We start from the raw sequence: 11,886 nt of genomic DNA, 5'->3' as shown, positions 1-11,886 counted from the left end.
CGGGAAGCCGTACCGGCAAAACACCTCTGGGCAGCCAAAGCATGCCACCCGCCCATTTCCCCGCTACAATGCCGCCCTACCGTGACAGCCCGAACCTATAACGACATGTCCCTTCCAAAGAATCACCTGGAACTGCTCAGCCCTGCCCGTGACGTGGCCATCGCCCGTGAAGCGATCCTGCACGGCGCTGACGCCATCTACATCGGTGGCCCGAGCTTCGGCGCACGCCACAACGCCTGCAACGAAGTGGGCGAAATCGCCGAGCTGGTAGAATTCGCCCGGCGCTACCACGCCCGCGTGTTCACCACCATCAACACCATCCTGCACGACAACGAGCTGGAACCGGCGCGCAAGCTTATCCATCAGCTGTACGACGCCGGCGTCGATGCGCTGATCGTGCAGGACCTGGGGGTGATGGAACTGGACATCCCGCCTATCGAGCTGCATGCCAGCACCCAGACCGACATCCGTACCCTGGAACGGGCCAAGTTCCTCGACCAGGCCGGCTTCTCCCAGCTGGTACTGGCCCGTGAACTGAACCTGCAGCAGATCCGCGCCATCGCCGCCGAAACCGACGCGGCCATCGAGTTCTTCATCCACGGCGCGCTGTGCGTGGCCTTCTCCGGCCAGTGCAACATTTCCCACGCCCAGACCGGCCGCAGCGCCAACCGTGGTGACTGCTCGCAGGCCTGCCGCCTGCCGTACACCCTCAAGGATGACCAGGGCCGTGTGGTGGCGTTCGAGAAGCACCTGCTGTCGATGAAGGACAACAACCAGACCGCCAACCTGCGCGACCTGGTCGATGCCGGCGTGCGCTCGTTCAAGATCGAGGGCCGCTACAAGGACATGGGCTATGTGAAGAACATCACCGCCCACTACCGCAAAGAACTCGACGCCATTCTCGAAGACCGCCCGGGCCTGGCCCGCGCCTCCAGCGGCCGCACCGAGCACTTCTTCGTACCCGACCCGGACAAGACCTTCCACCGCGGCAGCACCGACTACTTCGTCACCGACCGCAAGGTGGACATCGGCGCTTTCGACTCACCAACCTTCACCGGCCTGCCGGTAGGTGTGGTGGAAAAAGTCGGCAAGCGTGACCTGCAGGTGGTCACCGAAGTGCCGCTGACCAACGGCGACGGCCTCAACGTGCTGGTCAAGCGTGACGTGGTGGGCTTCCGGGCCAACATCGCCGAGCCGCGCGGCGAGTTCGAAGAAGACGGCCACAAGCGCTACCGCTACCGGGTCGAACCCAACGAGATGCCCGAGGGCCTGCACAAGCTGCGGCCCAACCACCCGCTGTCGCGCAACCTGGACCACAACTGGCAGCAGGCCCTGCAGCGCACCTCGGCCGAGCGCCGGGTAGGTGTGGAGTGGCACGCCGTGCTCACCGAACAGCGCCTGATGCTCAGCGTCTGCAGTGAAGAAGGCGTAAGCGTGCAGGTCGCCCTGGATGGCCCGTTCGGCGCAGCCAACAAGCCGCAGCAGGCCCTGGACCAGTTGCACGACCTGCTCGGCCAGCTGGGTACCACGATGTACCACGCCAATGCCATCGTGCTGGACGCACCGCAGGCGTACTTCATCCCCAACTCGCAGCTCAAGGCCCTGCGCCGCGAAGCCATCGAGGCGCTGACCGAGGCGCGCATCAAGGCCCACCCGCGTGGCGGGCGCAAGGCCGAGACCACGCCGCCGCCGGTGTACCCGGAGTCGCACCTGTCGTTCCTGGCCAACGTCTACAACCAGAAGGCCCGCGACTTCTACCACCGCCACGGCGTACAATTGATCGATGCTGCGTACGAAGCGCACGAGGAGCACGGCGAAGTGCCGGTGATGATCACCAAGCACTGCCTGCGTTTCTCGTTCAACCTGTGCCCCAAACAGGCCAAGGGTGTGACCGGCGTGCGCACCAAGGTGGCGCCGATGCAGTTGATCCAGGGCGATGAAGTGCTGACCCTGAAGTTCGACTGCAAGCCGTGCGAAATGCACGTGGTCGGCAAGATGAAGAGCCACATCATCGACCTGCCGACACCCGGCAGTGCGGTGGCTCAGGTGGTCGGGCACATCAGCCCGGAAGACCTGCTCAAGACCATCCCGCGGGCACCGCACTGAGGGTGACACGCCCCTGTGGCCTGTAGGAGCGGCCTTGCCGGGGCGCCGGACCGGTCGGAAAGGGCTGCGAAGCGGCCCCAGCTGACCAGCAGCGATGCAAAAACCTGGGGCCGCTTCGCGGCCCTTTCGCGACACAAGGCCGCTCCTACAACAACCGCGAGACCTGCGCAGCGGCCGCCTTTACACCATCACAGAATCCCCAGCCCCCGTGCCGTCCGGTCCACGGCAATGCGCGTCTTGTCCACCAGCTCATCGAGCTCGCCATGCGTGGCCACCAGCGCCGGCGCCATGATCATCCGCCCCAGCGTCGAACGGATGATCACACCTTCCTCGAACCCGTAGGTGCGGCACTGCCAGGCCAGGTCGTTCTCGTTGGCGTAACGCTTGCGGCTGCCCTTGTCCTCGGCGAACTGCAACGCCGCCACCAGCCCCGCGCCCTGCACCTGGCCAATCAACGGATGGTTGGCAAACGCCTCACGCAGGATGCGCTGCAGGTACGGGCCGGTATCGTCCTTGACCTGGCGCACGATGCCTTCGTCGCGCAGCGCCTTGAGGTTGGCGATGGCCACTGCGGCCGCCACCGGGTGCCCGGAATAGGTCAGGCCGTGGGCGAATACCCCGCCCCGCTCGACCAGCGCCTCGGCGATGCGCTTGCTCAGCACCAGGCCGCCCATGGGCACGTAACCCGACGTCAGGCCTTTGGCGATGGACAGGGTGTCCGGCTCGAAGCCAAAGTACTCGTGGGCGAACCATTCACCGGTACGGCCAAAGCCACCGATCACCTCGTCGGCGCACAGCAGCACATCATACTGGCGGCAGATGCGCTGGATTTCCGGCCAGTAGCTTTCTGGCGGGAAGATCATGCCGCCCGCGCCCTGAAACGGCTCGGCCACAAAGCCTGCGACATTCTCTGCGCCCAGCTCGAGGATCTTCTCTTCCAGCTGCAAGGCGCAGCGGCGGCCGAACTCGGCCGGTGTCAGCTCGCCACCCTCGGCGTACCAGTACGGCTCGTCGATGTGTGCCACGTCCGGAATCAGCCCGCCCATCTCGTGCATGAACTTCATGCCGCCCAGCGCTGTGGCGGCCAGGGTCGAGCCGTGGTAGCCGTTCCAGCGGCCGATCATGATCTTCTTGTTCGGCTGGCCGACCACCTGCCAGTAACGGCGCACGGTGCGGATCAACACCTCGTTGGCCTCGGAGCCGGAGTTGGTGTAGATCGCGTGGCTGTAGTGCCCGGGCAGCAAGCTGAAGAGCAGTTCGGACAGCTCGATCACCGCCGGGTGGGTGGTGTGGAAGAACATGTTGTAGTACGCCAGCTGGTCCATCTGCGCGGCGGCGGCGGCGGTCAGGTCCTTGCGCCCGTAACCCAGCTGGGTGCACCACAGCCCGGACATGCCGTCCAGGTAGCGCCTGCCGTCGTTGTCCCACAGGTACAGGCGTTCGCCGCGGGTGATGACCCGTGGGCCTTCGGCGTTGAGCGCCTTCTGGTCAAGGAAAGCGTGGATGTGGTGGGCCGCGTCGCTGGCCTGGTAGTCGCGGGTGTCGCGTTGCGGCTGGAAGGGTGCGTTCATTGTTGTTCTCCGTGAGTGAGGGTCAGCGCAGCTGGAACCAGGTGGTCTTGAGCTGGGTGTACTTGTCGAAGGCGTGCAGCGACAGGTCGCGGCCAAAGCCCGACTGGCGGCCGCCGCCAAAGGGCACCGCCACATCGAGGGCATCGACCGTGTTGACCGAGACGGTGCCCGCCTTCAACTGCCGGGCCACGCGGTGGGCGCGGTTGAGGTCGTCGCTCCACAGCGAAGCGGCCAGGCCATAAACGCTGTCGTTGGCCAGGCGTACGGCCTGCGCTTCGTCGTCAAAGGCAGTGATCGCCAGCACCGGGCCGAACACTTCTTCGCGGGCCAGGGCCGAATCCGGGCGCACGTCGGCGAACACCGTTGGCGCGATGAAGTTGTTCGAGCCGTTGAAGGTCAGCCGCTGGCCGCCGCACAACAGGCGTGCGCCGTCGCCCTGGGCCTGCTCGATGGCAGCCATGACACGTGCGCTCTGGGCGTCGTCGACGATGGCACCGGCGCGGCTGGCCGGGTCCAGGGGGTCGCCGGGCAGCCACTGGCGGGCCTTGGCCAGCAGGCGCTCGACGAACTCGTCGTGGACCGAGCGCTGCACATACAAGCGCGAATTGGCAGAGCACACTTCGCCCTGGTTGAAGAAGATGCCGAAGGCCGCTTTCTCCGCTGCCAGGTCCAGGTCCTGACAGTCGTCGAACACCAGGTTCGGGCTCTTGCCGCCACACTCCAGCCACACCTGTTTGAGGTTGGATTGCGCCGAGTACTGCATGAAGTACTTGCCCACCTGGGTGGAGCCGGTGAACACCAGGCAATCCACATCCGGGTGCAGGCCAAGGGCACGGCCAGCGCTTTCACCCAGGCCCGGCACCACGTTCAGCACACCTTCGGGCACGCCTGCCTCAAGCGCCAGTTGGGCCAGGCGCAGGGCCGAGAACGGCGACTGCTCGGCGGGTTTGAGCACCACGCTGTTGCCGGCGGCCAGCGCCGGGGCGACCTTCCAGGCAGCCATGTCCAGCGGGAAATTCCACGGCACCACGGCGCCGACCACGCCCAGCGCTTCGCGCGTGACCGTGGCCAGGGCATTGCCTGCAGTTGGCGCGACCTGATCGTAGACCTTGTCCAGCGCCTCGCCGTACCAGGCGAATACGTTGGCCGCGCCGGGCACATCGATGGTGTAGGCGTCCATCACCGGCTTGCCCATGTTCAGCGAGTCGAGCAACGCCAGCTCCTCGCGGTGGGCCATCATCAGTTCGGCCAAGCGCAGCAACACGCCCTTGCGTGCCGCAGGTGCCATGCGCGCCCAGGGGCCTTGCTCGAAGGCGCGACGCGCCGAACGCACAGCCTGGTCGATTTCGGTATCGCCGCAAGCGGCGACCTGGGCCAGCAACTGCCGGTTGGCCGGGTTGATGGCATCAAAGGTCAGCCCTGACTGCGCCGCCAGCGGGCGGCCGTCGATCAGCGCCGTGGTGATGAAGCTTTGCCGTGCAGCGCGCTGCTGCCAATCGCTTTTCGTATGCACGCAGGTCTCCCTTGCGGCCGCGCGGGCGGCCGGTTGCAGTTGTTGTAGGTGTGGGTGGCCGTGGCGCCGTCAGCGCCTTCGCAGGTAACTTTCCAGCGGGTCCTTGCTCAAGCCTTCCTGGGCCTGGGCCAGCGAATCGATGAACAGCGAGAACAGCTCGGACTGCTTGGCGATGTCGAGCTTGGTGTAGAGGTTCTTGCGGTGGGTCTTGACCGTGTCTTCACTGATGCCCAGGCGCTCGGCCAGCGAGCGCGTCGAATGGCCGCGCAGCAGGTACTGGGCGATGCGGCATTCGCGCTCGGTGAGCAGCGAGGAGCCGAAGTTGTTCAGCGCGGCGTTGATCTGCCGGCCCAGAGCACTTTCGAAGCGCCCGCCCACGGCGTCGACATCCAGGTGGCTCCACTGGCGCCGCACCACGGCCACCACCCAGGGTGCGACACATTTGAGGTCACTGACCTGCTGACGGTCCAGGCGGCGGGTACTGGCCAGGGCCACGGCGATGGTCAGGTGTTCATCCAGAGGGACGATGAAGTTCAGTTCGTCCTCCAGGTGTGCGTGCTGGTAGAACGACAGGTAGTACTCGCTGCGCTTGAAATGGTCGGGGGCAACGTCGCTGAGGCGAAAGCAGCCGGCAGCCACACTGTCCATGCAGGCACGGTAGAACGGGCACAGCAGGTAATAGCCTTCCAGGTAGCGCTGCACGTTGCCTTCGGGCAGCCATGGGCCCTCTTCGTCCTTGACGAACAACGCCGAAGGCAGGCCCTTGCGTGGGTAAAGAAACACCGTGATGGCCTGGCACGGCGCAAGCAACTTGAGCGCGGCGAACAGCGCCTCGACGAAGCCCGGCGTGCCTTGGGCGTCAATGACACGGGCCATCTGCGCGTACCAGTCGGGCGATTTCAGCCGGTCTTTGCTCATTGTCGTCGTCCCATGCCGGGGTGGTCATGGTTGGGATTCTTGCATGGGATGCCGGGGGCGGCCATCACCCTTCGGGGTGAGGTTGTGGCATGCTCTGCAGCTCTTTCACTTCAGGGCCTGAACATGCTGATCGACGAAGAACTGACCCTGAAAAAACTCGAGACCTTCCTCGCCTTCATGCGCAGCGGCAACCTCGGGCGCGCCGCCGCCGAGTTGTCCACCAGCGCGGTCAGCGTGCACCGGGCCATTCATTCGCTGGAAAGCGCCCTGCGCTGCCCGCTGTTCAAGCACGAAGGCCGTCAGCTGATTCCGCTGGAAAGCGCCTATGTGCTGGAAAAGAAAGCCCGCCAGTTGATCCAGGACGCTGAGCAGATGGTGCGCCAGACCCGCGAGGCGGCTGGTTTCTACGCCGAGCGCTTCCGCCTCGGGGCCCTGTATTCACTGACCGTGAAGACCGTGCCCAAACTGGTGATGGGCCTGAAGCTGCGGCGCAGCGAGCTGAACATCGACCTGACCCTGGGCTCGAATGTCGACCTGCTGCAGCGGCTGAAGAACCATGAACTGGAGGCGGTGCTGGTGTCGCTGGATGAAAGCGTGGCCGACCCTGCCTGCGAGCAATTGCCGCTGTTCTCCGACGATATCTACCTCGCCGTGCCCACTGATTCGCCGTTTGCCGAGCAGCAGGAGGTGGACCTGGCGGACCTGGCCGAGTCCACCTTCATCACCCTGACCCAAGGCTTTGCCACCCACCGCGATGGCGCACGGGTGTTCCAGCAGGCCGGGTTCGAGCCGAAGGTGGCGATGCAGGTGAACGACATCTTCACCCTGCTCAGCATGGTCAGTTCGGGGGTGGGCTTTGCACTGTTGCCGGGGCGCATTGCTGCGGTGTACGAAAACCGGGTGAAGCTGATTGCGCTGCAGCCGCGTTACCGGCTGCAGCAACATATCGGCGTGGTGTTCCTCAAGGCCCGGGAGCGCGAGCCCAACCTGCTGGCGCTGCTGGCGGAATGCCGAATGTACAGCCGGGAAAACTGAGCGGCGCACACCGCGGCGGTTCGCCAGAACCACCGCGACAAAGCCGGCCTACGCCACCAGGCCACGCATGCAGAAGTACAGCAGCGAAGGCCCCAGCAGGCAGCCCAAGGCGGTGTAGAACGCTGCGGTCAGGCAGCCATAGGGCACCAGCTTGGGGTCGGTCGCCGCCAGCCCACCGGCCACACCGCTGGAGGTGCCCATCAAGCCACCGAAGATCACCGCAGTGCGCGGGTTGTTCAAACCGATCATCGGTGCCACGAACGGCGTCACCACCATGACCAGGATCGCTTTGACCAGCCCGGCGGCAATCGACAGCGCCATCACCTCGGAGCTTGCGCCAATCGCAGCGCCCGTCACCGGCCCGACGATATAGGTCACTGCCCCGGCGCCGATGGTGGTCAGGCTGACCGCATCGGTGTAACCAAAGGCCATGGCCACCCCTACCCCTGCGACGAACGAGGTGCCGATGCCGAAGAACAGCGATATCACCCCGGACACCCCGGCGCGCTTGAGTTCTTCGATGTTGACGCCAAAGGCCGTGGCGACGATGGCAAAGTCCCGCAACATGGCCCCGCCCAGCAGGCCGATGCCCGACAGCAGCGGAATGTCCACCAGCCCTTTTTGCCCGCCCGTCATCACCCCGCCGACGTAAGACAACGCCAGGCCCAGGAAAATAGCGATGGCAGAGCCGTGCAAACGCCCGCGGGTCAGCTTGTCGGAGAACCAGTAGGACAGCCACATGGTCACGCCGATCACCGCGAAACCACTGACCAGGCCATAACCGTTGATCACTTTCATCATGGATTCGTACATGGCGGTCACCGTTGCGAAGCAGTCAGGGGTTTGTCGGTGCCCGCCTCAGGCTTCTTTTGCCCGATGCGGTCCAGCAGCGGCACCATGGCAAAGCTTGCGACCACCGCCACGACGCCTGCCGTTATCGCCATCGGCCCACCGGACAACGCGCCCAGCACATTCTGCTGGGCGGCCATGGCCACCACGATGGGGATGTAAATGGCGCTCCAGAATTCCACGCCCTGTTCGGACTTGGCCTTGATCAGGCCACGCTTGTTGAGGTAACTGCCGATGAAAATCAGCAGCAGCATGGCGATGCCGACACCGCCGACGTTGGCAGGTACGCCCAGGAGCTTGCCCAGGAGTTCACCGATAAACAGGCCTACAAGGGTACACAGGGCCAGAAAGGCCACACCGTAGATGATCATTGTTGTTGTCCTCGCGTTGGGTCGAAGTTGCTTGTTGTTGTCCTTCGAAAAACACGGCATTTATGGGCGCTGGCTGACCTCCTGACGCAGCAGGGCGTCCACTGTATCGAGTCGGGTTTGCTCCAGGGCAAGCACGCGCCCCTGTTCGAACACCGGGCGGGCCAGGCCGGTCAGCACGCTGCCGGGCGGTAGCTCCAGGTGCAGGCGCACGCCGCGCTCATAGGCGTTGCGCAACGTAGCACGCCAGTCGACGAGCCGGGCCATGTTGCCGGCCAGGTCGTCACGCAGGCGTTGCGGGTCCAACAGCGGCCGCGCGCTGCTGCCACTGAGGTAGGTGATGCGCGGGCGGTTGATCTTAACGCTGGCAAACGCGTGTGCCAGCTCGGCCGCCGGGCCGTCGAGCAAGCGGCAATGGGAGGGCACGCTGACCGCCAGGCGCCTGGCCACGCCCTGGCCACGGTTGCGCGCCCTGGCGGCAACCTCGGCCATGGCCGTGTCGCTGCCGGCGATGACGATCTGGTTGTCGCTGTTGAGGTTGGCCAGGTACACCTCGCCGCCCACCTGCGCCAACAAGCGCTCGACACTGGCCAGATCCAGGCCACTCAGAGCGGTCATGCCGTAGCCTTGTGGGTAGGCACGTTGCATGAGCTCACCACGCAGTGCCACAAGGCCTACGGCATCGGTAAAGGCCAGGGCGCCCGCGGTGACGGCGGCAGGGTAGGCGCCGATCGACAGCCCTGCCACGTAGTCGGGGGCCGGGCTGCGTTGCAATAACGTGCGCGCCCAGGCCACCCCGGCCAACAGCAAACACAACTGCACGGCGCGGGTCGATTGCAATGCCTGCTGGCTGTCCAGGGCCAGCACCTGTTCATTGAGGGTGTCACTGGCCTCTTCCAGCAACGCTGCCGAGCCTTCGGGCAGGCGATGCAGCATCCCCGCCTGCTGCGCGCCCTGGCCAGGGAAGGCGAACAGGCTGCTCACGCTGCGCACTCCAGCAGGTTCCATGGGTCGGCCACCAGCCGTGCGCCAAGCGCCGACTTGAGCAGCACGCGCTGCGCCACCCCGGCCCATTCGCGAAGGGCGATGCCACCTGCAGGGGTTTGCAGTTGCACGTCGATACGGCAAGGGCCGCAGTCGAGGCTATCGAGCAACTCACGCGCCTTTGCCCGGCTCATGGGCCGCGGTGTGCGTAGCAGCAGGTCGAGGTCGCTGGCCGCGTGCAGCACCTCGACCCCTGTAGCCAGCTGGTAACCCACCCCACCCGTCGGCCCCCAGGCCAGCCCGCAGGCGTCGAGCACAGGGGCCACGCTGGCCAGCGCCTGTAGCGCGGCCCAGGGGCTCGCGCCCTGCCCGCGCAAGGCTTCGGGGCGCAGTTGCCGGCGAATGTCCGCCACGCGCATCTGAACACCCAGGCGCTGCGCGCGCCCCTCCCCGCGCAGCCCCACCGCCACCCAACCTGCCGCGCAGCAGGCACGGCGCACCACCACCGGCTGCCCGGCCGCCAGTACCTGCGTGGCCCAGGCAGGGGCATCGACAGGCAGCGCGGCCGGGGTCATCCCCCAGAGCAGGTCATGTGGCTGCGGCGCGCTCATCTCAGGCCTCCTGCCACTGGCTGCGCAAGCGTGCACGCACTTCGCGGGACGCGCTGCGGTGCTCGCCGGCCAACCGTGACGTCAGGTCGGTCGTGTTGCCGATATCGCGCAGCGCTTCGGCCAGGCACGCACGCACCTGGGCCAGGTCGCTTGCGCTCGGGGTATCCGCGTTGTCCACACTCAGGCGCCGCCACAAAAGGCCCAGCGAGGCATAGCTGGCCAGGTCGTAGGCCATCGGCGGCACCTCGGCGGCCAAGGTTTCCAGTTCTTCGACGCTGCGCAAGGTGATCCGCGCCGCCGCCGCCTTGCCCATCGCGTGCACCATCACCCCGCTGTCATCCAGCGCAATCAGCCGCTGGGCCTGGTAGCCGTGGGCCAGAAACGCACCGGACATGGCCTTGCCCACCAGCAGGCCGATGACCGGGTGCCCGGCCAGGCGTGCCTGGGCATAGGCCTGCACCGCAGCGGCCAGCGCCTGGTGGATGCCCAAGGCTTCCTCGCGGCGGCCATAGGCCTGGCTGGGCACATCGATGACCGCGACGATGGCGCGCTTCTCGCCATCGCGGTCCAGCTCAATCGCCTCGCTCACCGCCTTGGCCAAGGCCCAGCCTTCGAGCAGGCCGACTTCACCGTTGCGCGCCCGGGGGAACGGGTTGTGCGCATCCGGCACCACGGCAATGAAGCGCGCCGTGCGGTTGTCCAGCTCGCCGTCGATGACCCGCAGCGAGGCGGGATATCCTGGCAGTGCTTCGCTGCCGGCCAGGCCTGGCAGCCAGTTCAGGGCACGGTTCATGGGGCATCTCCTTGGTAAAGGGCGCGTACGGCGGCGGCGTCCAGTTGCGGGCAGTCATTGCCCAGGCTGGCAAGCCGCTCGAGGTACCAGGCGTGGCGGCCTGCACGGTTGGCGCTGGGTACGTCGAGCAACTGCAGCAGCTGCTGGCGAATGCTGTCGACGTCATCGGCCACATAACCATCCACCAGGCCGCTGGCATCTCGCTGCTCGCCACCGGTCAGGCTCCAGATGAAGGGGCGGTCCTTGGCGTCGTACTCGGCGATGCCAGCTTCCTGCTCGATCACCTGCGGGCCGTTGAGGCCCAGGCGCGCCTCACGGGTCACCAGCAGGTGGCTGCACAGCCCCGCTGCGATGGACATGCCGCCAAAGCAGCCCACCGAGCCTGCGACCAGCCCGACCACCGGCTGATGGCGGCGCAGCTCGACGATGGCCGCCTGGATCTCGGCAATCGCCGCAAGGCCCAGGTTGGCCTCCTGCAGGCGCACCCCGCCGGTCTCCAGCAGCAGCACGGCGCAGGTCGGGGTGCCGTTGCGGTTGTCTTCTATGGCCAGCTCCAGCGCACCGGCAATCTTGGCCCCGCCCACTTCGCCCATGCTGCCGCCCTGGAACGCGCCTTCGATGGCGGCGATGACCGTGTTGCGGCCACCGAGCAAGCCCTTGGCGATGACCACGCCGTCGTCGGCCTGGGGCACGATGCCCTGGCGCGGCAACCACGGCGACATCAGCCGCTCGAACGGGCCTAGCAGTTCGCGAAAACTGCCCGGGTCGAGCAAGGTGCGGGCACGCTGGCGCGCTCCCAGTTCGACGAAGCTGCGGCTCTGCAGCAAGCGTTCGGTGTCAGTCATGGGCGATCTCCTCGAAACCTTGCTCAAGGCGCAGGCGTACCACGCCAGGCGTGGCGCCGAAATCATGGATGTCGATGTTCACCGCCGGCCACGTGCGCCCTTGGAACAGGCGCTGGAAGAGTTGCTCCCAGCGGGCGCCGCTGCCGTTGACCGAGGTCACCACCTGGATGTTCAGGCTGCCGGCCGTGCCGGGCTCCATCAGGACTTCCAGGTCGCCCGAGCTGACGCAACCCACCAGGGTGCGGCCACGGCCAGGCTCGGCGGCAGGGAATTGAAAGGTCAGGGTTTCCATG

12 protein-coding genes are annotated in these 11,886 nt (G+C 66.2%); 2 read left to right on the top strand and 10 right to left on the bottom strand.

Annotated features, from left to right (window positions below; genetic code table 11):
- Positions 1 to 105: 105 nt before the first annotated feature.
- Complete coding sequence (locus IWW33_RS22805; RefSeq protein WP_115274640.1) at positions 106 to 2,106, top strand: U32 family peptidase; 2,001 nt, start codon at positions 106 to 108, stop codon at positions 2,104 to 2,106.
- Positions 2,107 to 2,294: 188 nt separating this feature from the next.
- Here the strand turns inward: IWW33_RS22805 and IWW33_RS22800 are convergent, their stop codons facing one another.
- The 3 genes from IWW33_RS22800 to IWW33_RS22790 form a co-directional block, all read right to left on the bottom strand.
- Complete coding sequence (locus IWW33_RS22800) at positions 2,295 to 3,677, bottom strand: aspartate aminotransferase family protein (RefSeq protein ID WP_115274639.1); 1,383 nt, start codon at positions 3,675 to 3,677, stop codon at positions 2,295 to 2,297.
- 22 nt (positions 3,678 to 3,699) lie between these two features.
- On the bottom strand, positions 3,700 to 5,190 hold the full coding sequence (locus IWW33_RS22795) for an aldehyde dehydrogenase (RefSeq protein WP_046786024.1): 1,491 nt from the start codon (positions 5,188 to 5,190) through the stop codon (positions 3,700 to 3,702).
- 69 nt (positions 5,191 to 5,259) lie between these two features.
- Entirely contained in the window at positions 5,260 to 6,108 is an 849-nt protein-coding gene (locus tag IWW33_RS22790) for a helix-turn-helix transcriptional regulator (protein ID WP_046786023.1), read from the bottom strand.
- A gap of 123 nt (positions 6,109 to 6,231) precedes the next feature.
- On the opposite strand from IWW33_RS22790, the gene IWW33_RS22785 reads away from it, so the two are divergent.
- Positions 6,232 to 7,143 carry a LysR substrate-binding domain-containing protein gene (locus IWW33_RS22785; RefSeq protein ID WP_012314724.1) on the top strand — a complete coding sequence of 304 codons (912 nt, stop codon included), beginning with the start codon at positions 6,232 to 6,234 and terminating at the stop codon, positions 7,141 to 7,143.
- 48 nt (positions 7,144 to 7,191) lie between these two features.
- Here the strand turns inward: IWW33_RS22785 and madM are convergent, their stop codons facing one another.
- Genes madM through IWW33_RS22750 form a run of 7 tightly spaced genes read right to left on the bottom strand, consistent with a single transcriptional unit; the run spans position 7,192 to position 11,885 of the window.
- Positions 7,192 to 7,956 (bottom strand): malonate transporter subunit MadM, encoded by a 765-nt coding sequence (gene madM / locus IWW33_RS22780; RefSeq protein ID WP_012314725.1) that lies wholly within the window; start codon positions 7,954 to 7,956, stop codon positions 7,192 to 7,194.
- Positions 7,957 to 7,961: 5 nt separating this feature from the next.
- Positions 7,962 to 8,363 (bottom strand): malonate transporter subunit MadL, encoded by a 402-nt coding sequence (madL, locus tag IWW33_RS22775; protein WP_115274637.1) that lies wholly within the window; start codon positions 8,361 to 8,363, stop codon positions 7,962 to 7,964.
- A 60-nt stretch (positions 8,364 to 8,423) separates the two neighbouring features.
- Positions 8,424 to 9,344, bottom strand: coding sequence for a malonate decarboxylase subunit epsilon (mdcH, locus tag IWW33_RS22770; RefSeq protein WP_174142588.1), 921 nt, complete (start codon positions 9,342 to 9,344; stop codon positions 8,424 to 8,426).
- On the bottom strand, positions 9,341 to 9,955 hold the full coding sequence (locus tag IWW33_RS22765) for a malonate decarboxylase holo-ACP synthase (protein WP_115274636.1): 615 nt from the start codon (positions 9,953 to 9,955) through the stop codon (positions 9,341 to 9,343). Before IWW33_RS22765 ends, mdcH begins: the two co-directional genes overlap by 4 nt.
- Position 9,956: 1 nt before the next feature.
- On the bottom strand, positions 9,957 to 10,748 hold the full coding sequence (gene mdcE, locus IWW33_RS22760) for a biotin-independent malonate decarboxylase subunit gamma (protein ID WP_046786020.1): 792 nt from the start codon (positions 10,746 to 10,748) through the stop codon (positions 9,957 to 9,959).
- Positions 10,745 to 11,593 carry a biotin-independent malonate decarboxylase subunit beta gene (locus tag IWW33_RS22755; RefSeq protein ID WP_174141925.1) on the bottom strand — a complete coding sequence of 283 codons (849 nt, stop codon included), beginning with the start codon at positions 11,591 to 11,593 and terminating at the stop codon, positions 10,745 to 10,747. The genes mdcE and IWW33_RS22755 overlap by 4 nt, the downstream gene beginning before the upstream one ends.
- The gene (locus tag IWW33_RS22750) at positions 11,586 to 11,885 is read right to left on the bottom strand and encodes a malonate decarboxylase subunit delta (protein ID WP_012314731.1); all 300 of its coding nucleotides are present in this window, start codon (positions 11,883 to 11,885) and stop codon (positions 11,586 to 11,588) included. Before IWW33_RS22750 ends, IWW33_RS22755 begins: the two co-directional genes overlap by 8 nt.
- Between the last annotated feature and the right edge of the window lies 1 nt (position 11,886).

This window comes from Pseudomonas sp. M2 (assembly GCF_015751845.1).
Taxonomy (GTDB): domain Bacteria; phylum Pseudomonadota; class Gammaproteobacteria; order Pseudomonadales; family Pseudomonadaceae; genus Aquipseudomonas; species Aquipseudomonas putida_E.
Note: the sequence above shows the minus strand (reverse complement) of the source record. Positions and strands in the feature narration are given on the sequence as shown.